This window comes from Pseudomonas sp. FG-3G, from assembly GCF_901007645.1.
Taxonomy (GTDB): domain Bacteria; phylum Pseudomonadota; class Gammaproteobacteria; order Pseudomonadales; family Pseudomonadaceae; genus Aquipseudomonas; species Aquipseudomonas rhizophila.
Window position 1 is genome coordinate 25003 of sequence record NZ_CAAKGZ010000042.1, and the last position, 21667, is coordinate 46669.

16 protein-coding genes are annotated in these 21667 nt (G+C 62.2%); 3 read left to right on the forward strand and 13 right to left on the reverse strand.

The features are described from left to right. The 13 genes from PSEUDOMOFG3G_RS24780 to tssA form a co-directional block, all read right to left on the reverse strand. On the reverse strand, positions 1-4446 hold the full coding sequence (locus tag PSEUDOMOFG3G_RS24780; protein WP_139048766.1) for an RHS repeat-associated core domain-containing protein: 4446 nt from the start codon (positions 4444-4446) through the stop codon (positions 1-3). Positions 4447-4458: 12 nt separating this feature from the next. Continuing rightward, on the reverse strand, positions 4459-4893 hold the full coding sequence (locus PSEUDOMOFG3G_RS24785) for a DcrB-related protein (RefSeq protein WP_047226763.1): 435 nt from the start codon (positions 4891-4893) through the stop codon (positions 4459-4461). 18 nt (positions 4894-4911) lie between these two features. Beyond that, on the reverse strand, positions 4912-6843 hold the full coding sequence (locus PSEUDOMOFG3G_RS24790) for a type VI secretion system tip protein VgrG (RefSeq protein ID WP_139048767.1): 1932 nt from the start codon (positions 6841-6843) through the stop codon (positions 4912-4914). Between the two features lie 175 nt (positions 6844-7018). Further along, positions 7019-9697, reverse strand: coding sequence for a type VI secretion system ATPase TssH (gene tssH / locus PSEUDOMOFG3G_RS24795; RefSeq protein WP_139048768.1), 2679 nt, complete (start codon positions 9695-9697; stop codon positions 7019-7021). Beyond that, complete coding sequence (gene tssG, locus PSEUDOMOFG3G_RS24800; RefSeq protein ID WP_047226766.1) at positions 9690-10742, reverse strand: type VI secretion system baseplate subunit TssG; 1053 nt, start codon at positions 10740-10742, stop codon at positions 9690-9692. Before tssG ends, tssH begins: the two co-directional genes overlap by 8 nt. Beyond that, positions 10706-12565 carry a type VI secretion system baseplate subunit TssF gene (gene tssF / locus PSEUDOMOFG3G_RS24805; RefSeq protein ID WP_047226767.1) on the reverse strand — a complete coding sequence of 620 codons (1860 nt, stop codon included), beginning with the start codon at positions 12563-12565 and terminating at the stop codon, positions 10706-10708. Before tssF ends, tssG begins: the two co-directional genes overlap by 37 nt. Further along, the gene (gene tssE, locus PSEUDOMOFG3G_RS24810; RefSeq protein WP_076383105.1) at positions 12562-13074 is read right to left on the reverse strand and encodes a type VI secretion system baseplate subunit TssE; all 513 of its coding nucleotides are present in this window, start codon (positions 13072-13074) and stop codon (positions 12562-12564) included. The genes tssF and tssE overlap by 4 nt, the downstream gene beginning before the upstream one ends. Further along, positions 13068-13487: a hypothetical protein gene (locus tag PSEUDOMOFG3G_RS24815; protein WP_306670309.1), complete on the reverse strand. Its 420-nt coding sequence runs from the start codon at positions 13485-13487 to the stop codon at positions 13068-13070. The genes tssE and PSEUDOMOFG3G_RS24815 overlap by 7 nt, the downstream gene beginning before the upstream one ends. Before the next feature lie 17 nt (positions 13488-13504). Next, positions 13505-13945 carry a type VI secretion system amidase effector protein Tae4 gene (locus tag PSEUDOMOFG3G_RS24820; protein ID WP_139048770.1) on the reverse strand — a complete coding sequence of 147 codons (441 nt, stop codon included), beginning with the start codon at positions 13943-13945 and terminating at the stop codon, positions 13505-13507. 81 nt (positions 13946-14026) lie between these two features. Beyond that, positions 14027-14515 (reverse strand): type VI secretion system tube protein Hcp, encoded by a 489-nt coding sequence (locus PSEUDOMOFG3G_RS24825; RefSeq protein ID WP_047226771.1) that lies wholly within the window; start codon positions 14513-14515, stop codon positions 14027-14029. Positions 14516-14737: 222 nt separating this feature from the next. Beyond that, entirely contained in the window at positions 14738-16234 is a 1497-nt protein-coding gene (gene tssC, locus PSEUDOMOFG3G_RS24830; RefSeq protein ID WP_047226772.1) for a type VI secretion system contractile sheath large subunit, read from the reverse strand. A gap of 15 nt (positions 16235-16249) precedes the next feature. Continuing rightward, entirely contained in the window at positions 16250-16765 is a 516-nt protein-coding gene (tssB, locus tag PSEUDOMOFG3G_RS24835) for a type VI secretion system contractile sheath small subunit (protein ID WP_047226773.1), read from the reverse strand. 80 nt (positions 16766-16845) lie between these two features. Then, a complete protein-coding gene (gene tssA / locus PSEUDOMOFG3G_RS24840; RefSeq protein WP_107323118.1) occupies positions 16846-17883 on the reverse strand; it encodes a type VI secretion system protein TssA in 1038 nt (345 codons plus the stop codon). A gap of 405 nt (positions 17884-18288) precedes the next feature. On the opposite strand from tssA, the gene tagH reads away from it, so the two are divergent. From tagH to tssK, 3 genes are read left to right on the forward strand one after another with little or no spacing between them, the layout of a single operon-like run. Beyond that, entirely contained in the window at positions 18289-19761 is a 1473-nt protein-coding gene (tagH, locus tag PSEUDOMOFG3G_RS24845; protein WP_139048771.1) for a type VI secretion system-associated FHA domain protein TagH, read from the forward strand. A 50-nt stretch (positions 19762-19811) separates the two neighbouring features. Next, complete coding sequence (gene tssJ, locus PSEUDOMOFG3G_RS24850; protein WP_047226776.1) at positions 19812-20312, forward strand: type VI secretion system lipoprotein TssJ; 501 nt, start codon at positions 19812-19814, stop codon at positions 20310-20312. A gap of 15 nt (positions 20313-20327) precedes the next feature. Beyond that, complete coding sequence (gene tssK, locus PSEUDOMOFG3G_RS24855; protein WP_047226777.1) at positions 20328-21662, forward strand: type VI secretion system baseplate subunit TssK; 1335 nt, start codon at positions 20328-20330, stop codon at positions 21660-21662. The last annotated feature ends 5 nt before the right edge of the window (positions 21663-21667 follow it).

A 21667-nucleotide genomic window follows, 5' to 3' on the forward strand; every position in this document is an offset into this window, starting at 1 on the left:
TTAAAAACCTGCAAAGGAAATCAAGTTGCTGCCGGTCGGGTTTCGCGCCGACGGTGCCAGGATCCCATCATAACCATTGGCCTTGGCCCAGGCGCCTATTTGATGAGTCTGGGTGTATTTGTTGCCGGTAATGCTCTTTAGCGAAACCCCCAGTTGTTTACGCACATCAGCCCGGGTCAGATCCAGAACGTTGTTGAGTTGCACTTTCTTGCTTACCAACACCCGGGTGGAAAGGTCCACACCCCAGTGGTTGACCTCGCCCATGGCGGTCTTGCGTGAGTTGGCGCCATAGACACCACCCAGTCCGGGGGCGGTGTAACGGTGTCTGGAGGCAACGTTCCACTTGTGCGCCGTCCAGGTTGTGCTGATCCGTCCTGGCTCTTCAAAGCGATAAACCGTCCGGTTGACCTTGCGGCCCTTAGGTGGCGTCGAGCACTTCATCAGACCCGAGGGGTCGATCCAGCTCACCGGGTTTGGCGCGTACTGGTAGAGGTTCAGCCCACCGGCCAAACCGATGGGGTCCGGTGTGGTAAAGCGACCGATGTCCGGGTCGTAGAAGCGCAAGGTGTTGTAGTGCAGCCCGGTTTCCCGGTCCAGGTATTGGCCCTGGAAACGCAGGTTCTGCTCTTCGATGTAATACGGTTCGCGTAGCTCTTCTACGGTGTTGCCCCACACCTGGTAACGGGCCCGCCAAAGCGTGTGCCCGTCGGCTTCCGAGAGTTGTTCGGGCAGGCCGTTGGAGTCGTTGTGGTAGTAACGGATTTTCTGGTGTTCACCCAGGCCGTCGACCCTTGCCAACGGTTCGTGGCTGTCGTCGGCGTAGATGTACAGGCTGGTCTGGTTGTCGCGGTGTTCCTGCAACAGTTGCAGTGCATCCCAGGTGAAGCGGGTGCGGCTAAGCAGGGTGGCATGGCGGTCGTATTCGGCTTTTTCGATGCGCCGGCCCAGCGGGTCGTAGGTCATTTTCACGACCGAGCCGTTATCGTTTCTAACCTCCACCAAACGCTGTTCGGCGTCGTAGCGCATGCGCTGGACACCCCGCCGGGCGCTGCGCTTTTCCACCATGCGGCCGAAGCCGTCATAGCGGTAGCGCTTGTCCTGATAGGTCAGCAAACGGTTATGAGCGACCCGTTCGGTGCCCAGGCTATCGAGCAAGTTGGCGGCCGGATCATAGGCGAAGCCTTCACGCTGGCCCTGGAGATTGTCCTGGCTGGCGAGAATGCGTCCGGTGGCGTCGTAGTGCAGCAGATGGCGATGAGGGGCGTCAGGCTGGCTGTCGAAGCGTTCTACCAGTTGATCACTGCTGTCATAGCCGAACAGTGATTGCGCCGCCGGTGGTAACAGCGCGGACTGGCCCTGTTGCCGACGTTGGCGTGCGCGCAGGCGACCGCTGCGGTCGTATTCGCTGCGGGTGCTGAGGCGCCCTTGGGTGCGCAGCACTTCACGGTGCAGGCGGTCGCGTTCAAAGTCGCTGATGACCTGGCCGTCAAGGTTGATCTGGTGCAGGTGGCCGCTGCCGTAATGCAGTCGGTTTAGCCAGCGACCATCGGGGAGCAGCGTCTGGGTCAGATTGCCCAGCTCATCGTAGCGATGCTCCAGGCGTCCGGCCCAGCCTTGCTCGGCGATCAGTTGCCCAAGAGCGTCGTAGTTCAAGCCGATGCTTTGCTGCTCACCGGTAAGCGCGGTGAAGGTGATGGTGTTGACCTGATCGAGCGCGTCATAGCAGTACTCGGTGCGCCCGTCTGTGGTGACTTTGGCCACCAGCCGACCCATTGCGTCGCGCTCCAGCTCATGGGTGATCGATGCTTGCGGCGCGAGGTCCAGGTCGGTGCTGCCCGCAACCGCGAGCGCTTCCATGCGGGTGACGTTGTCCAGCGGGTCGTAGGCGTAGCGTTTGAGGCTGCCGTCCAGGCTGTGCTGGGCGGTCAAACGGTCGCCAGCGTCCCAGGCAAACCGGTAGCATTCACCGTTTTCGTTGGTCAGCGCCAGCAGGCGGCCGTAGTTGTCGTAGCTCAGCTCTACCCGTCGACCATGCGCGTCGGTACGCACGCGCAGTTGCCCATTGAGGGTGTGCTGGAAATGCGTAGTGTGCCCGGCGGGGTCGCTGTAGCCGATCAACTGGCCGCTCGCATCGCGCTGATATTGCTCGGTACGTCCGTCCGGTAATTGCTTGGTCAGCAGCCTGCCTTGGTCGTCATAGCTGAAAAGCGTCCGTTCCCCCAGTGCGTCGGTGCTGCTGAGCAACGTCCCGCGCTCGCAATAACTGAACCGTGTGGTGTAGCCGGAACAATCAGTGTGCTCGCTGAGCTGGCCAAGGGGCGTCCAACGCATGGTTTTGCGTTTGCCGATGGCGTCGACAACTTCCACCACCTGACCGTGGGCGTCATGACGATAGCGGGTGACGTTGCCCAACGGATCGGTTTCGCGAATGCGGTTGCCACGCGAGTCATAGCGGTACTGCCAGGTATTGCCCGCGGCATCGGTTTCGGTCAGGGGCAGCGCCCAGTGTTCGAGCCACAGTGTTGACTCACTGCGTCCGAGTGGGTCAGACGTCTGGCAAAGGTTACCCGCCTCGTCATAACTGAATTGATGTTGTCCGCCGTTGGGGGCCGTTGCCGCCACCAACTGGCTTTCGTCGTTCCACTGGAAGACCCAGGTACGGTCCAGGGCATCGGTGGCTTCGGTGATCTGATACCGCCTATCCCAGCGACGGGTGCTGATGCGATTCAAACCGTCGGTGATGCGCGTAGTCCCGGCAGCCAGGTCGTAGTCAAAGGCGTAAGTGTCGCCCGCGTCGGTCCAGTGGCGAACAACCCGCCATTCTCGCTTTTCGATTAAGGCCCATTCGTAAAAGCAGCGCAGCCCGGTGGGCAGTTGGTGCTCAACCATGCGCCGTCCGGCATCGTAGGCGTAGCGGCGTTTCACGTGACCGTTGGATTGACGGACCTCGGTCAGATCACCCTGGGCGTCGTAATCGTAGTGCATCAGCACTTCACGGCGTTGATCAGCGTAAAGCCGGTCTATCCGGCTGACCCGTTGCGGCCAGCGTTTGTGGTACGCCAGCGCGATGCTGGTCAGGTCAAAGGTGTCTCGCAGCTGTACCAACCGACCTGTGTCGTCGTAGTCGAGGTAGATGCGGTTGTCATTGCGGTCGCCCAACTGACTCAGGCGCAGCAGCGATGCACGGCCCGGGGTGGGTTCGAACAGCCGGTACAGGCCGTCTGAGCTGTCGATCAGCAATTGGCCATTGGCATGCCGTCGTACGCTGAGCCCTTCACCGGGACTGAACACGGCGCCGCCCAGAGGGATGGAACCCATGTCGATGCGCCGGCCCTGTTCATCGGTGTAGACCAGCGTTTCACCGCCCTCGGGGTGAGGCAGGATCTCGACGCGCACCTCGTAGGCCACGCTCCAGCCCGCACCGAACATACCTTCGCGGCGCTCGTCGCGGCTGTTGTAGAAGCGTTGCCAGTCGATTGGCAAGATGCCGGGCAGGACGAAGTCCATCTCCTCTACATCGCCCAGAACTTTGGCCCCGGTAGCGGCATGCACCGGGTTCGACGAACCCATAGTAGCGTTGGCCGCGGCGCCCATCGCGCTGCTGACCGCCATCGACGCCGCACCGCCCACCAGCATGCACGGCAGGTTACTCAGGAACTTGCCTTTGCCGCCCTTGAGCATCAGCAGCGCGGTGACTGCCAGACCGACGCCCGGAGTCTTGCCGCTGCGAATCTCGCGCACCACCACCGAGCCGCCGCCAATGGTGACATCGGGTGAAATCAGCCCGGATGACACGACCTTGGCATCGCAGGTGCTGCGGTCGCCGCTGCGCACTGCTGGCTGGCCGTTGATGGTGACTTTGTCCGACCCTTCGGCCAAAAACTGCGGCGGCATCGGCGGATGTTTCATGCACGCGATCATGTCCAGCGGCTTGGGTACGGCGCCGGGCGCGGGTGTTGCAACAGTGGGGCGCCACATCTGCGAGAAAAAGTTCTCGGCCATGTCCAGATAGCTGGGCTCGGCTTGCGGCTCAGGTGCCTCAAGCTCGGTGCCTGCTGGTGCGACATGGGATTGAATCGCCCCAGCGGCGCGAGCGGCTGGGATGTTGTTGGTCAGGGTGTTGGTTGAGCCGGTGAGGATGTTCGCTTGCACCGTGGGCGGGAACAGCGCGTTGCCAATGCCTTCGCAGATATTGCTCAGCCCTTCGTCGGCCCCAGTCTTGCTCATGGCAAGGCCAACGACGGCGCCCACCACGGCGCCGAGCAGGAAGCAACCTAACCCGCCTGTGGCGACTGTGATGCCCGTAGCCGCCACTACCGCAGCCGTCGCTAGGGCGGTAATCGCAATGTTGGCTGCTACCTCCAGCACGCCTCCAAGAATGTCAGCCATCATTGAGGTGTGGTCCAGCGCATCGCCCAGCCGGGCGGCCCAGAGAGCGTCAGACATGCAGTTCGCTCATCAAGCCGGAACGTCAAACAACAACGAACCCTTGATCGTCGCCCAATGCGCTGCTTCAGCATCACCGAGCTTCTCGGCTTTCACATAGCTCAAGGCAAGCATCTTGCGCGTGCCGGGCAGTACCAGGGCGAGCTGAAACTGGAAGACCTTTTCGTTGCCCTTGTTGAACTGGCTGCGCAGCTCGATGCCTTCGACTTCCTGATTGGCGCCCAGGCGCACGGCGACGCCCGGTTGAGCGCGCAGGTCCTGGACCTGTTTTTCCAGGCGTTTGAGCTGCTCGTCGAGGTTGCTCTGCAGGGTTTCGCCGTCGGCCAGCAAGCTGCGGCTGACGATCAAGGAGGTGCCCAGTTCAGGGAACTTGAGGATGTTGATCGTTGCATCCAGCAACTCGCTGGGCGGCAGCTGGAACTGAAATTCATTGATGCGGTAAGTCATGGCGCATAAATCTCGAGGTTAACCCTTGGGGAACGCGGCAGCGATATTGGCGTCGATGCTGGCCTTGACGCCCTGGCCGTCGGGCGTGGCACCGGGACCGCCGCCGTTGTTCAGGTGCAGCACGCCGCCGGTGTTGAATTCGGCATCGCCGCTGGCATAGAAGCTGATTTGCACGCCGGTCAAATTGATCTGACCGCTGGCGTTGAGCTCCAGAATGCTTTCGCCGCAGACCAGGCGCAGGTTCTCGCCCACTTCAATGACGTAGCTCTGGCTGATGCTGTCGGTCTTGCGCAGGCCCACCGACAGGATGTCTTCCTGCTTGACGATGCGCAGGCGGTTATTGCCGATGGTCACCGTCTCGTTGTGGCCGATGCTCTTGTTGCGGTCGTGGCCCACGCAATGGCTTTCATCCACCTCCACCACAATGTCCTGGTTGCGCTCGGCATGGATGTACAACTGCTCGGCGCCTTTTTTGTCTTCCATGCGGATTTCGTTGAAATTCGCTGGCGTGCCGCCCTTGCTCGAACGGCTTTTCATGCCGCTCTGGGTGGCGTTTGCGGGCAGGTCATAAGGCACGGTCTGTTCGGCGTTGTAGACGCGACCGGTGATGATCGGCCGGTCGGGGTCGCCTTCGAGGAAGCTGACAATCACTTCCTGGCCAATGCGCGGGATCTGCATCGAGCCCCAGTTTTTCCCGGCCCAGGACTGTGACACGCGAATCCAGCACGAGCTGTTTTCGTTGGACTGGTCGTGACGGTCCCAGTAGAAATGCACCTTCACCCGGCCGAACTGATCGGTCCAGATTTCCTCGCCCTTGGGGCCGACCACCAACGCGGTCTGCGGGCCTTTGACGATGGGGCGATGGGTTGTGGGCAGCGGCCGGTAGCTTTGTTGGGCGACGATGCAGGTCAGGTTGCTTTCGAACTGGGCCGAAGGTGCGCCGCCGCCGGTTTCACCGCTTTCCTGGGACACGTAATAGCGGGCGCCGACGATCAGGTATTCGCGGTTCTGGTCCTGGCGGGTGAAGCCGGTGAGGCTGAACAGGTGGCCCGAGCCCAGGCCGCGAGCGTTGCCGGCCAGCTCCACTTGCTCGTGCAGGGTCTGCAAGGCTTCGATGCGGGTGCGGGCGTAGTGTTCGCCGTCTTGGCTCTGCACGTAGGTGCCGGGGTAGTCGTACAGCGGATAGTCGCCGGCGGTGTGCGGGCGCGGCATGGCCGAACGCACATCAATGCGCGCGCTGGGGCGCTGGAAGTCGTAGTCGTTGAGTTCCAGCGAGCCGGGCTGCACTTCCTGGGCCAGGTGCCAGTCGTGGATATGGTCGCGCTCGCGCTGCTGTTCGTTCTTGGGGTAGTAGGGCACCGAGCCGTAGCCGGGCACCGTGGTATGGGCGCCATAGGCGTCGGCCAGCACCAATACATGACGGCCCTGTTCGTGGCGGAAGAAGTAGTAGATCCCTTCCTGTTCCATCAGGCGGCTGACGAAATCGAAGCTGGTTTCGCGATACTGCACGCAGTATTCCCACTCGCGATAGGGGCGGCTGAGGGCGTCTTCGAAGTCGGAGAAACCCAGGTCGCGAAACACCTGCTTGATGATCTGCGGGATGGTCAGGTTCTGGAAAATCCGGCAATCGGAGGTACGGGTCAGCAGCCATAGCCAGGGCCGCAAGGTCGCCTGGTAACTGGCGAACTGTCCCTGGTCAACGTTCTGGCTGAAGCGCGAAACGATGCCGTGGAAATGCCGCTCGCCGCCGCCGTCCAGTTGCAGGCTCACGCACATGGGTTTGCCGAGCACCTGGTTGAGGTCGATGGCGTTGTCCAGCGAGTGCAACTGCAACTCGTAGTTGAACAGCCGCCCCAGCTCTTCGCCGCCGCCCATGTCCTTGAGCAACAGCACCTCAGGTCCCAGGGGGCTGGTGATTTTGGCCAGGCGTGAGGCTTGGTTGAATAACATCGAGTGTCCCGTGCAAGTTGTAATAGCTGAAGGAACGCAACCCCCACTGTGGAAGATGCCACTGTGGGAGCGAGCTTGCTCGCGATGGCGGCGTATCAGTCAACATTGATGTTGAATGTACTTGCGCTATCGCGAGCAAGCTCGCTCCCACAGGGTTTTACGGTGTTCCTTACCGTCAGGCCGCGTCGCTGAAATCGTACTGCAATTCGTTATCCCGGGCGCTGATCCGCACGCCGGCCAGCGCCTTGCCTTCGAGCATGCGGGTCAGGAACTCGCGGCTCATGTCCGGCAGCAGGCTGTTGGTCAGGAGGGCGTCGATCATGCGTCCGCCGCTTTCGGTTTCGGTGCAGCGCGAGACGATCAGGTCGATCACCGCGTCGTCGTAGTCGAAGGCGACTTTGTGGGTGTTCTCTACGCGCTTCTTGATGCGGTTGAGTTGCAGGCGGGTGATGGCCTTGAGCATCTCGTCGCTGAGCGGGTAGTACGGAATCGTCACCAGGCGACCCAGCAGGGCCGGCGGGAAAATCTCCAGCAGCGGCTGGCGCAGGGCCTTGGCGATGTCCTCGGGCTCGGGCACGTTCTGCGGGTCTTTGCAGACCTGGGCAATCAGTTCGGTACCGGCGTTGGTGGTCAACAGAATCAAGGTGTTCTTGAAGTCGATCACCCGGCCTTCACCGTCCTCCATCACACCTTTGTCGAACACCTGGAAGAAAATCTCATGCACGTCCGGGTGGGCTTTTTCCACCTCGTCCAGCAGCACCACGCTGTACGGTTTGCGCCGCACGGCTTCGGTCAGTACGCCGCCTTCGCCATAGCCGATGTAGCCCGGTGGCGCGCCCTTGAGGGTGGACACGGTGTGGGCTTCCTGGAACTCGCTCATGTTGATGGTGATGACGTTCTGCTCGCCGCCATACATGGCTTCGGCCAGGGCCAGGGCGGTTTCGGTCTTGCCCACGCCGGAGGTGCCGGCGAGCATGAACACGCCAATGGGTTTGCTCGGATTGTCCAGGCCGGCGCGGGAGGTCTGGATGCGCTTGGCGATCATCTGCAAGGCGTGGTCCTGGCCGATGATGCGTTTTTTCAGGTGCTGGTCGAGGTTGAGCACCGTTTCCAGTTCGTTGCGAGCCATGCGGCCCACCGGGATACCGGTCCAGTCGGCGACCACCGAGGCCACGGCCTGGTAGTCCACGGTCGGCAGAATCAATGGGGTTTCGCCTTGCAGCGCGGTCAGGCGCTGTTGCAGGTCCACCAGTTGCTCGCGCAGTTCGTGGCTAGTCTCGCTGCCATCCTCGCTGTCTACCACGCCGACGCGCTCGCGCAGGGTGGCGCGGGTGGCGAGCAACTCGTCCACCAGGGCTTTCTCTTCGGCCCAGCGGCCTTCCAGTTCGGCCAGGCGTTCGCGTTCGGCGCTCAGCAGGTTTTCGCTCTGGGTCTGACGGCTGCCAATGGCAATGCCGATGGCGTGTTCACGGGCGATGATTTGCAGCTCGGTTTCCAGCGCTTCGATGCGCCGACGGCTGTCGTCCACTTCGGCCGGCACCGCGTGCAGGCTGATAGCGACACGGGCGCAGGCGGTATCCAGCAGGCTCACGGATTTGTCCGGCAACTGGCGCGCCGGGATGTAGCGGTGGGACAGTTTGACCGAGGCTTCCAGAGCCTCGTCGAGGATCTGCACCTGATGGTGTTTTTCCATGGTCGAGGCCACGCCGCGCATCATCAGCAGCGCCTTGTCTTCGGACGGCTCGGCCACTTGCACCACTTGGAAACGCCGGGTCAGGGCCGGGTCTTTTTCGATGTGTTTCTTGTACTCGGCCCAGGTCGTGGCCGCTACCGTGCGCAGGGTGCCGCGGGCCAGGGCCGGCTTGAGCAGGTTGGCCGCGTCACCCGTGCCGGCAGCGCCACCGGCGCCCACCAGGGTGTGGGCTTCGTCGATGAACAAAATGATCGGTTTGGGCGACGCCTGGACATCTTCGATGACCTGACGCAGACGCTGTTCGAACTCGCCTTTCATGCTCGCGCCGGCCTGCAACAGGCCGACATCGAGGCTGCGCAGTTCCACGTCCTTGAGCGATGGCGGCACGTCGCCGGCGACGATGCGCAGGGCAAAGCCTTCGACCACGGCGGTCTTGCCCACGCCGGCTTCACCGGTGAGGATCGGGTTGTTCTGCCGGCGGCGCATGAGGATGTCCACCAGTTGGCGGATTTCTTCGTCGCGACCGACGATGGGGTCGAGCTTACCGCTACGCGCCTGTTCGGTGAGGTCGACGGTGAAGCGCTTGAGGGCTTCCAGTTTGCCCATGGCGCTGGGGGCCATGGCGCCGCTGGCTTCGCCCGGCACGGCGCCGGCGTTGAAACCGTCGCTGGCGGTCAGGGCGTTTTCCGGGGAGTCGCCGACGTATTCGTCAAAGCGCTCGCTCAAGGCCTCGACCTTGACCTTGTCGAACTCCGACGACAGCCCCAGCAACGCATGGCGCAGGCTTGGCGTCTTGAGAATGCCCAGCACCAGGTAACCGGTGCGCACCTGGCTTTCGCCAAACATCAGGCTGCCGTAGACCCAACCGCGTTCCACGGCTTCTTCAACGTGGGAAGACAGGTCGGTGATGGAGGTCGAGCCCCGTGGCAGGCGGTCCAGGGCTTCGGTCAGGTCGCGGGCCAGGCGTGCCGGCTCGATATTGAACTGGCGGATGATGCGGTGCAGGTCCGAGTCCTGCAGTTGCAGCAACTGATGAAACCAGTGGGCCAGTTCCACGTAGGGGTTACCGCGCAACTTGCAGAACACGGTGGCGGCTTCGATGGCTTTGTAGGCCACGCTGTTGAGTTTGCCGAACAACGCGGCGCGACTGATTTCACCCATGCTCATGGCTCCTTGAGGTCTGTGAGGTGTTGGCCTGTTCGGCGTAATGCCGGGCCAGTATTAAATCCTTGGCATCTGTTTCGGGGCGTCCCAACCAGGTGTTGAACCCCAGGCGCAAACTGCCGTTGAGTTGCAGCGCCGGTACTTCGGGTTGTTCCAGGATCAGGTTCAGGTCCCAGTCCAGTTCATGGCCCAGGTATTCGGCGACCCAGGCCACCAGCTCGTTGAAGGGTTGGCTGCCGGGCAACATGCCCATGTAGTCATCGAGCTTGAGTGGCCCCAGGCGAATGCGGAATTTGTGCTGGCGATCCCACACGTAGCGGCCCAGGCAAAAGTCCACGCCCAACTGATGGGCGCTGACGCCCACGCGGCTGCGTTCTGGCAGTTCCAGCCATTGGCCGACGTATTCTTCGATCTCCACCGGCAGGCCGAAGTACTCGCTGATGATGGCCTTCAAGCCGTCCGGGTAGCGGGTTTGCGCCGACAAGTGGCCGCTGTAATGCAGCTTCGCCGTGTCGGGGATCAGCCCCTGCTTGAGCAGGCTCGGCATGCCCCGACCACTGAGGGCGGCCAGGCGCGCCGACCAGTAGTCATCGTCCGGGCGATCATGGCTGACCGTTGGCCGCGCTTCGGCCCAGGCCCGGTAGAACAGGCTGAGCAGGCGATGGTGGAACACATCGAGGAAACGTTTGCTGGTGCTGTCGGCGTTGTTGCGCTGACGTTCGCGCACGTATTCGGTGATGTGCAGCGGCAGCGGGCCGTTGGGGCCGCCGAGGCCGAAGAAGAACTGCTCCAGGCGTGCCGGCGCACCGTCGAGGCCCGGTTGCACCGAGGCCAGGGTCGCCGGGGCGAAGGTGCATTCGGCCTGTTGCCCCAGGCGCAGCGGGTCGTCGGCCAGGCGCAATGAATGGCCCAGGCGCGGCAGCTCGGGGGATTCGCACTCGATACGGCGCAAGGCCTGGAAGAAGTCGTATTCCCAGGGCTCCTGGTGCATCGCGTCCAGGGTACTCAAAGGGTCGGACGACGTCCGGGCTTGGCTTTCCATCGCATGATCTCGCCGCGTTCGGTGGTACGGATCACCGTCTCGGTAAAACTGTTGATCGACACGTAGCGTGCCAGGAAGCGCTCGAACACCGCGCCGAGCAAAAACACCCCGGTGCCGCGAAACGCGTTTTCATCGAATTCCAGGGTGATTTCCAGGCCCCGACCAAACACGATCGGGCCGGGCATCGGCAAGCGTCGGGTGCAGGCCTTGCTGCTGACTTCGCGCAGGCCTTCGATTTGCAACTGCACCGCCGCATCGTTGCTGTCGCCGTACAGGCGCAGCAGTTCGCGCAGGGCGGCGGCGCCCTGGCCTTGCTCGCTCAGGGACAGGTAATTGAGCGAGAGCTGGCTGATCAAACGCCAGGCCTTGGCGTCGTGGGCATGGCTGGCCCGTGGTCGACTGGGGCCGGCGACGCAACGAATCGCGCCGACGGGCGCGCTGTCTGCCAACGTGAAATCAGTCTTGCCGTTGCCCACACTCATGAACAACGGCAGGTCGCGGTTGGTGCACAGCGCCGTCACGCCCAGTTGGCGCAGGTCGTGGCGATAGGGCGCCTGCTGGCTGTCCACCAGGCTGACGAAGGTTTCGCTGCCCACGTAGGTCGAGCGCGGGCCGTTGCGTCGTTGGTCGCTGGACAATACTCGTGGCTCACGCCGTATTGTGTAATAGGCCTGGTCGCGGCCATAACGGGACGGATCGCGCACGGCATAGAACGGCAGGAACGGCTGCTCCGGCCCGGTGCCGTGGCCGGTGAGGCCGGTCAGCGAATGCACTTCGAAATCCATCGGTCGGGTGCGGTCGGCGATGACGTGATGTTCGTTGACCCGCTCCGAGAGGTGGATGCGATCCAGGCGCTTGGGGAACAGGTTGATCGCCGGGGTGCAGAACGGCAGGAACTGCGCGGCGCCGACGCTGCCCTCCAGGCTCGGGTCGTGCCGGTCGAACAGCACGATCAGCTCCAGCTCCTGACCGTCGCAGCGCTTGACCGCGCGGCTCAATTGGGTGAAGTCGACGAACAGGAACCGATGGGGCAGGGCGAAGTATTCCTGCAACAGGCGATAACCCTGGAAGGCGCGCGAGACCACGGGCAGCGCGGCATCGGCATCGTCGAAACCCCGCGAGCACAGCGCGTCCTGAGGCAAGCGTTCAACCCAATCGCCGCCGGGCTTGCGGGCGAACACCGCGCAAGCATTGCTCAGCAGTTGTTCGTAGAGACGGAAGGGCTGTTCGTCGGCACCGCTGAGGTACAGCGGCAGGTTGTCCAGGGGCAGGCTATTGAACGGCAGTTCGGCGCCTGTACGCAGGGTCAGGCGCAGGCCGGCCTTGGCCTTCGGTTCGCTGGCGGCCAGGCGTCCGAGCACGGCGGACGGATTGCCGAAGTACTCGGCCTGGCTGACCTGCAACGGCCACAACGTCACCGCGTGGGCGGTGCGGTACTCGCAGCAGGTCTGGGTTTCACGCCCCAGGGCGGCGCGCAGGACGGTGTCCCGGGGCAGCGCAAAGCCGCCGCTCAGCGAGCCCTCATCGGGGTCGGTCTGCAGTTGCACCACGGTCATCGACGGCGTGGGCGCCAGATAGTGGGGGTAGGCGATTTCCAGCAGGTTATGGGTGAAGGTCGGGTACTCGGCATCGAGCTTGAGCTGCACCCGCGCCGTCAGGTAGGCGAAGCCTTCCAGCAAACGTTCGACGTACGGGTCGGCGCAGTCCATCCCGGACAACGTCAGCCGACTGGCGATCTTGGGGTATTCCTTGGCGAACTCCGCCGCGCTTTCGCGCACGTGGTGCAGTTCCTGGTTGTACAGCTCCAGCAGGCGCGGATTCATGGGCGTCTCCGCTGGTCGGCATGGACCACGCGCACGTGGCCGGTTTCCAGGTCCAGGTCGGTTTGCAGCATCAGGCGCAGCGGCACGGGCTGCGCCCAGAGGTCACCCTCGATCTCGAAACTCAAGGCGTTGTGGTTCATCTCGGCGGTTGCTCGGGCTCGCACCCTCAGGGTGTGGCGCAAGATGCGCGGTTCGAACGTGGCGATGGCTTGGTGGATCAACGCTTCCAAGGCCGGCAGATCGACGTTCGATGCGCTGTTGCCGGCCAGCGCCGGCAACCCGAAATTGACCACAGATGTGCCTGCCGGGGTGTGCAGCGTGGCGTCGGTATCGAGCAGCGATGTGGTGTTGAGCAACCACGCCAAGTCACGCAGCACCGAGGCTTTCAACTGGGTGAGCGACAACACGCGCTTGTCGGCGCTTTCCTTGGGGTTGCTCGGATCGTCGTCGGTCAACCGGTCCAACAGGGACGGTTGCAGGCGATCGCGGGTGGCGATTTCGGTTACCACGTAAAAAGGGCCACAAAGTTTTTCTGGTCAAGGGCGCCGGCCATGCAACGGCCACCACTGGCCACAATCGATGCCTCCAGAAGGCCTTCGATTTGTCTGATGGCTTGGTATTGAGAGCGACACTCAGTGCTTGGCGCAGGTTCTGGTTCGAAATGCTGCACGATGATGATCAAGGCGTTGTTAAAACTTTCGACGCGTGGCAAGCCTTTGCGGTCAACGCTTAAGTGGCAGGGCCACGGCATGTCCAGGGTGAATAGGCTTTGGTCCGGTTTGCGCAAGGCACAGCGTTGATTATGGTTTTCCAGGGTCAGGATCTGACCGGCGAGATCGACCTGAACGTTTTGTGCCGCCGGAGGGTCGGTTTGTTCGGCGCAGGCGTTCAGGCTTAGGAAAAGACAGCTCGACAACGCCAATAGCAGCGCTCGCTTGATCATGTCAGCTCCCAAAACCAGACTTGCTTTGAACGATGAGCCTGATCGGCGAAGTCGCCAGTGGCCCTGCCGCGATTCCATAGATCGATATGGTCACCGGTGCGCGCCTCCTCGGATTGCCCGAGCCGTGCAAAACAGTCCTTGAAGAAAATGATTCCTGTCTTCTGATTGAGTGTGCGGCGGTCCTCGGCGCTTCCCGTGAGAATCGTTGGACGACCTAGATGATGACGCCAAAGCCAGTTGGCCAACGACTCGGCACCCCGAGCATGTTCGTGCGCACACTTGGGTTCGCTATAAGTCGACTTGTTGACCTTGATCGTTTGTTCCGCATTGAGCGTGATGCTCATCCTGATCGCGCATTGATTATCCCAAGGCCCATCGCAGGGCGTTGACGTTGCGGGATAACTGTTCCACAAATTGATAAACGAAGGCTTGGCCATGACTCAGATACCGGGTGGGAAAGGATTGGATTCGAGCAAGCACCAAACACCCCCGGCGCCTGGCACCGGGGGCGTGTTCGATTACACCTTGACGTTCTGACGGATGTTCCAGCCGAACTTGACCGGGCCGCCTTCCTTGGTGCCGTCGGCTTTTTGCGGCTGATAGTCGACCATCACCTTGGCGAAGTTCAGGGTGACGTTTTCGGTCAGGCGATCATCGTTGCCCGAGCCACCGGTGCTCAGGGACGTGATCAGCACTTCTTCCAGGTTGATGATCATGTACTCGACCTGGCTTTCACCACCGGCCTTGCGCACGGTCAGCTTGACCTTGTCGATGTGCTTGCCGCTGGCGCAATGCATCATCAGGTTGGGCGATGCCTTGTCGACGAACTTGGTCAGCGACAGGTCCTGCACGTTGACCTTGCCCGCGCCACCGCCACTGCCCACGTGCATGTTGCCGGACTGGGACATGCCCCAGCTCCAGTTCAGGACATCGATCTCGTCCTTGTGGGCCTTGTCCATGGACTCGCCCTTGATGTCGCCGATCTTGATGAAAATATCAACAGCCATGTTTTCTCCCTGTGTGGTCTCTACCACATTGTTTGATTGACGCCGACCTTGCGAAATCTGTTCTGCTAAACGCTACGAAGGCGATCTCCAATTCACTGAAGACCCCCTGTGGGAGCGAGCTTGCTCGCGATAGCGGAGTGTCAGGCATGCTGATGACAACTGATCCACCGTCATCGCGAGCAAGCTCGCTCCCACATTGGCCTTGTACCGTTCAGTAAAGCTTTACGCACCCTTGGCCGAAGGCAGTTTCGATACCAGGCGCAGCGACACAGTCAGCCCTTCGAGCTGATAGTGCGGACGCAGGTAGAACTTGGAGTTGTAGTACCCCGGGTTGCCTTCGACCTCCTCGACGATGACCTCGGCGGCGGCCAGTGGGTGCTGGGCCTTGGTGGTCTCGGTGGAGTGCGCCGGGTCACCGTCGACGTAGTTGAGGATCCAGTCCTGCAACCAGCGCTGCATCTCGTCCTTCTCTTTGAAGGAGCCGATCTTGTCGCGCACGATGCACTTGAGGTAATGGGCGAAACGGCAGGTGGCGAACAGGTACGGCAGGCGCGCGGCCAGGTTGGCGTTGGCGGTGGCGTCCGGGTCGTCGTATTCGGCCGGTTTCTGCAACGACTGGGCGCCGATGAACGCGGCGAAGTCGGTGTTTTTCTTGTGCAGCAGCGGCATGAAACCGTTCTTCGCCAGCTCCGCTTCACGGCGGTCCGAAATGGCGATTTCGGTCGGGCACTTCATGTCCACGCCACCGTCATCGGTAGGGAAGGTGTGGGCTGGCAGGTTTTCCACTTCACCGCCGGACTCCACGCCACGGATGCGCGAGCACCAGCCGAAGTGTTTGAACGAACGGTTGATGTTCACCGCCATCGCATAAGCGGCGTTGGCCCAGGTGTACTTGGAGCTGTCGGCGCCGTCGGTGTTTTCTTCGAAGGCGAAGGCTTCCACCGGGTCGGTCTTGGCGCCGTACGGCAGGCGCGCCAGGAAGCGCGGCATGGTCAGGCCGATGTAACGCGAGTCTTCCGATTCACGCAGCGAACGCCAGCCGGCATATTCCGGCGTGGTGAAGATCTTGGTCAGGTCGCGCGGGTTCGACAGTTCCTGCCACGAGCCCATGCCCATCACGGTCGGCGATGCGGCGGCAATGAACGGCGAGTGCATGGCGGCGCAGACTTTCGACAGCTCGCCCAGCAACTCCACGTCCGGTGGCGACTGGTCGAAGTAGTAGTCGCCCACCAGGCAACCGTACGGTTCACCGCCGAACTGGCCGTATTCTTCTTCGTACATCTTCTTGAAGATCGGGCTCTGGTCCCACGCGGTGCCCTTGAATTTCTTCAGGGTCTTGTGCAGGTCGGTCTTGGAGATGTTGAGCACGCGGATCTTGAGCTGCTCGTCACTCTCGGTGTTGTTGACCAGGTAGTGCAGGCCACGCCAGGCGCTTTCCAGCTGCTGGAAGTCGGGGTGGTGGATGACCTGGTTGACCTGGGCGGTGAGCTTGGCGTCGATGGCGGCGATGATTGATTCGATCGACTTGATGGCGTCGTTGGACACCAGGTCAGTCTGCGCCAGGGCCTGCTCGGCCAGCGTGCGCACGGCGGTTTCGACGGCTTCGCGAGCGCGCTCGGTCTTGGGCTTGAATTCTTGCATCAGCAGCGAGGCGAACTCGCTGGGTACTTCGGTGGTGCCCAGGGCCTGGGACTGATTTTCACGTGCTGATTCGTTCATGATCATTCGTCCTGATTAAGCCTTGGGCTCGTTGTCGGCGGGCTTGGGCGCGCTGGCCAGGGCCTGCAACAGGGCAGGGTCCTTGATCGCTTTCATGATGATTTCTTCGGCGCCAGTCTTGCCGTCCATGTAGGTCAGCAGGTTGGCCAGTTGGGTGCGCGCTTCGAGCAGCTTGTTCAGCGAGTCGACCTTGCGGGCCACGGCCGCCGGGCTGAAGTCGTCCATGCTTTCGAAGGTCAGGTCCAGGCTCAGGTTGCCTTCGCCGGTCAGTTCGTTGGGAACATGGAACGCCACGCGAGGCTGCATGGCCTTGAGGCGCGAGTCGAAATTGTCGACATCGATTTCAAGGAATTTGCGATCGGCCACAGGTGCCAGAGGCTCGGCGGGCTTGCCGGCCAGGTCCGCCATCACCCCCATGACAAAGGGCAACTGGACCTTTTTCTCGGCGCCGTAGAGCTCGACGTCGTACTCGATCTGCACTCGAGGCGCACGGTTGCGCGCGATGAATTTCTGAGAACTTTGCTTCGCCACGTTGCTGCTCCTGGTCGCTTGAGCGACGGTGTTGGCGTCATCGGGGGTGCCGGTGACGTGACTGCGTGATCCGTTCGCTTTTATTCGCTGTCTGGGCCGCGCAGGTTTTCAAATTGACTCATGCCGTCGGGAATCAGGTTGCGCACGATGGTCGCAAAGTCGGCGTTCACCAGAATCTTGGCCCGATTCAACAGCACCGGCAGGGGGCTGGAGGGCTCTTGACGGGCGTAGTACGCGAGAATCCGGTCCAGGCTGCGCAGCACGTCGTCGCGGCTGTTGATTTCGCCAGGGGCGGTGCTGCGTGGCGCGCCCGCGCTCGGCGCGGTGGCGTGTTCAACCGGCGCGGTGTTGTCGTCGCCGCTGCTGATGACTTCGGGCAGGGCGCTGTCGCCGCTCTGTGGGGCGAACTGGCCGAGAATCTGCAGGGCCATCTTGAGCGGTTGCTTCAGCGGGCCAAGGTCCACGCCTTGGGCGGAACCGACTTGATCGCTGACGTGTTGCTCGATGGCTTCGGCGGCGCTGCGGGCTTCCAACAGGGCGGCGCGGGTGATTTCCAGCTGCTCGGGATCACTGTCGAGCAGGGCTCCGGCGAGCTGTTCAGCGCCGAGGCTTTCATTCGGGAAACTTTGCAGGCCGCTGGCATTGGCGGCGGCGCGCAGGCTCACGGCACCGAAGGTGCGCGAGCGGGCCAGAATGCTTTCGCGCAGCAGGCCAATGGTGATATCGGATGTCAGGCCGGCGAGGGCGTTGATGCGCACGGTGGGATCGTTGTCGTCCTCGGCGTCCAGGCGCGGATGCAGCTCGGCCCAGTACTGCTTGAGCAATTCGCTGGTCAGCGTCAACACACGGGCCAGGCCCGGTATGCCTTCCAGGGCCAGGGAACTTTGCAGCAGGAAATGGGTGATGCGCAGGTCTTTGCTGCGTTGCAGCAGGTCCAGGCTTTGCTGCTGGATGCTGCGCCACTCAGGGGGTTCGGCAGGCAATATCGAATCGCCCATGCTGCGCTCGGGCTGACCTTGGGAATCGCGTTCCAGGCGCAAGAAATCCGCGTCATATTCCAAATCTTCACCGCACGGCGAAGTCGCGGATACGGCGGCGAGCAGCAGAGGCACATCCACTTCGTTCGATCTCCCTATCGCCCGCTGAATAACTCGGGCAGTGCACACGCAAGTTCCGAATGGAACTCCACATGTTCCTTGAGGCTAATGGCTCTTTAGATGCTTAATGATCTTAAAGTGCCATCACGTATATTCAAGAAGTTGTGCATTTTTGGTGTAGTACTTATGGCTTGTCAAGGTAAGCTATTTCCCCTGTGTGACAGTTGTGAGGCGCTTAACAACCTGCGCGACCAGTAGGTCAAGGCAGGCACTGATGCAGGTTTTTTGTCACGCAGGCGGGTTAATATCAGCAATCATGCTGGCAAAAAGCCGTTTCGCAGTCGGTTGCAAAGGTTTGTCGGCGAGTCGTTCGGGCGTAGATCCCGGCACTCGATCGCATGCGCAAGTGTTCAGCAAGGAGGCAAGATGGCGCTGTGTTTGACTATCACTAGTTATCACAAGATTACCCCGGGCCAGTGTTCTGAGAAGTCCATGGACCAGGGAGTGATGGCAATTGGCCGTAATTCCGATAATGACTGGGTATTACCGGACCCTGAGCGCCTGGTTTCCGGCAAACATTGCGTTATTCAATACAAAGATGGACGTTATTACTTAACCGATAACAGCACTAATGGTGTGGAATTGGTCAAGGCCGGTGTCCGTTTGCGCAAGGGCAACAGTGAGCCGCTGCAAGACGGCGAAGTTATCCGCATTGGCGATTATGAAATCCAGGCGCGGGTGGATTTCAACCTGCCAGTCTCCGACAGCAATCCGTTCGCTGAGGCGCCCAGCAGCTTCGAAGCCTTGATGGGACATCAGGGTGCCGGCTTGAATACACCTACGCCGATGCCCGTGGCTCCCCCGGCCCATTTCCAGGGCGCCTCGGCCATGGACACCTTGCCCGACCTGTTCGACTTCCTGAGCCCGGGCAGCGTCCCGCCGGCCACCCAGCCTGACCATGTGCCGGCCCAACAGCATGATTTCCGTCCACCGACGCCCATTGCTCCTCCCAGCCCGCCGCCGGTGATCGAGCCTGTGGCGCAGGCCTCGGCCTCGGTGATACCGGAGGACTGGGACCCGTTCAGCGACAAGCCCGCGCCCGTGGCAGTTGCTCCGACTCCTGTCGCTGCGCCACCGGTTGCGCCACCGCCCGTTGTCGAGCGGCCTGTCGTAGAGCCGCCTGTCGTAGAGCCGGTGCCGACACCCCCGCCTCAGGTCCACGCCACCGCCGAACCTGCGCCGCTGCGCGAGGCGCCGGTGACCAGCGTTCAAACCCCGGCCACGCCGCCCAAGCCGCTCGACGCCGCCCAACCCGACCTGTTGCAAGCCTTCCTGCGCGGCGCCGGGCTGGATCAGTTGCGCCTGGACCAGGCCCAGGCCGAGGCGCAGATGGAAAGCATCGGGCGCAGCTATCGGCTGATGGTCGAAGGCTTGATCGATGTCCTGCGTGCCCGCAGCAGCCTCAAGGGCGAGTTCCGCATTCAGCAAACGATGATCCAGCCGGTGGAAAACAACCCGCTGAAGTTCGCCCCCAATGTCGAGGAGGCCATGTTGTTGCTGCTGCGCCATGGCAACCAGGCGTTCATGGCGCCGGATGTGGCGGTGCGTGACAGCTTCGACGACCTGCGCGCTCACCAACTGGCAGTGATGGCCGGCGTGGAAGCGGCCATCAAGCATTTGCTGGCGCGCTTTGAGCCGGCGCAACTGGAAGAGCGCATGGGCAAACCCGCGGGCCTGTCGAGCATTTTCAACGGCTCGCGACAGGCTCAGTACTGGCAGCAATTCACCGAGCTCTACAGCAACATTTCCCGGGAAGCCCAGGAGGATTTCCAGGACCTGTTCGGACGCGAATTCAGTCGCGCCTACGAAGAGCACAGCGCGCGACAGCGCCGCCTATAACACTTTTAAAAGCAATCAACGGATAGCTCAAACGTCATTGAGGACGCAGGATGATTTTCAGGTTTTTACTCGCAGTCGCCACCGTGCTTCTGCTGACGGCATGCGCCAAGGATGCGGCCGATCCACAGTCCGAAGAGGCTGACACCGCCGCCGTCGAACTGCACTTTCACGCCATTGCCGGCCTCAACCCCGGCGCCACCGGCCATCCGGCGCCGGTCCGGGTGCGAATTTTCGAACTGAAAAACGCCGCCACCTTCGCCCGCTCCGATTATTTCGCCCTGGCCGAACGGGCCCAGGCGACCCTCGGCGCCGACCTGATCGATCAGGACGAAGTGCTGGTCCAGCCCGGTCAGCAGTTGAGCCTGCAACGCGATCTCGATCCGGCTACCCGCCATATCGGCGTGCTGGTGGGCTATCGCGAACTGGACCGGTCACTGTGGCGCACGGTGATGAATGTCCCGCCGCGCCAATACACCGAATACCAGATCAGCCTCGACGTGCGCGCCGTGCGCAGCGCCGTCGTCGTTCCCCCATCCAGCCCTGCCCAATAAGCAATCGGAGCCCCCATGTCCTGGAACAATCGCGTGGTCTGGTCGGAAGGCATGTTCATTGGAACGCAGCACTTCCAGCAGCATGACCGTTACCTGGAAAACCTCATCGACGCCCGTAGCCGTCCGCTGTCGGCCGGCGCCTGGGGTTTTTCCCAATTGCTGATCGACCAGGGCCTGCTGGCCCAGGGCAAGCTGGCGATCGTTTCGGCGCGGGGCCTGCTGCCGGACGGCACACCGTTCAACATCCCCGAGGATGACTTGGCGCCGCCTGCGCTGAACGTCGATGACAACCTGCGCGATGGTCTGGTGTACCTGGCTTTGCCGCTCAAGCGTGCCGGTGCGCGTGACACCGTTGACGAAGGTGAAGCCCTCGGCGCTGCGCGCTACGTGAGCCAAGTGTGCGAAGTGCGTGACGATAACGCACCGTTCGAGAACCGTGCGCCGGTTGCCTTGGGTTCGCGGGCCTTGCGCCTGTTGACCGCGCAGGACGGCATCAGTGACTACGCCGCCATCGGCCTGGTACGCATCAAGGAGAAACGCGCCGACCGCGCCCTGGTGCTGGACGACAGCTACATCCCGCCGCTGCTGGATGTGGCCGCCTCCAAACCGTTGGCCGCGTTTCGCAGCGAACTGTTGGGCCTGCTCCATCAACGCGGCGAAGCCCTCGCCGGGCGGGTGGTGGCGTCCGGTGCCGGGGGCGCCTCGGAGATCGCCGATTTCATGCTGCTGCAATTGGTCAACCGCGCACAGCCGCTGATCCAGCACCTGAGCCAGTTGAGCCCGTTGCACCCCGAACGGTTCTACAGCGAGCTGGTCAGCCTGGCCGGTGAGTTCTCGACCTTCACCGCTTCGGGGCGTCGGCCGCAGGAGTATCCGCAATACCAGCACGATGACTTGGCGCTCAGCTACGCGCCGGTCATGCAAGCCCTGCGTGAGGCCCTGTCGATGCTGATCGACAGCAAGGCCACGCCGATTCCGATTGTCGAGAAAGCCTACGGCATCCACGTGGCGATGCTGGCCGACAAAACCCTGCTCGAGAGCGCCAGTTTCATCCTGGTGGTGCGTGCCGATGTCCCAGCCGAAACCCTGCGCGGTCGCTTCGGCCAGCAGAGCAAGGTCGGTTCGGTGGAGCACATTCGCGATCTGGTCAACCTGCAGTTGCCGGGCATCGGCCTGCTGCCGTTGCCGGTGGCGCCACGCCAGCTTCCGTATCACGCCGGCTCCACTTACTACGAACTCGACCGCGGTAGCGATCACTGGCAGCAATTGAGCAACTCCGGCGGGTTCGCGTTCCACATCGCCGGCCAGTTCCCGGGGCTGAATCTGGCTTTCTGGGCGATCCGAGGATAAACCGC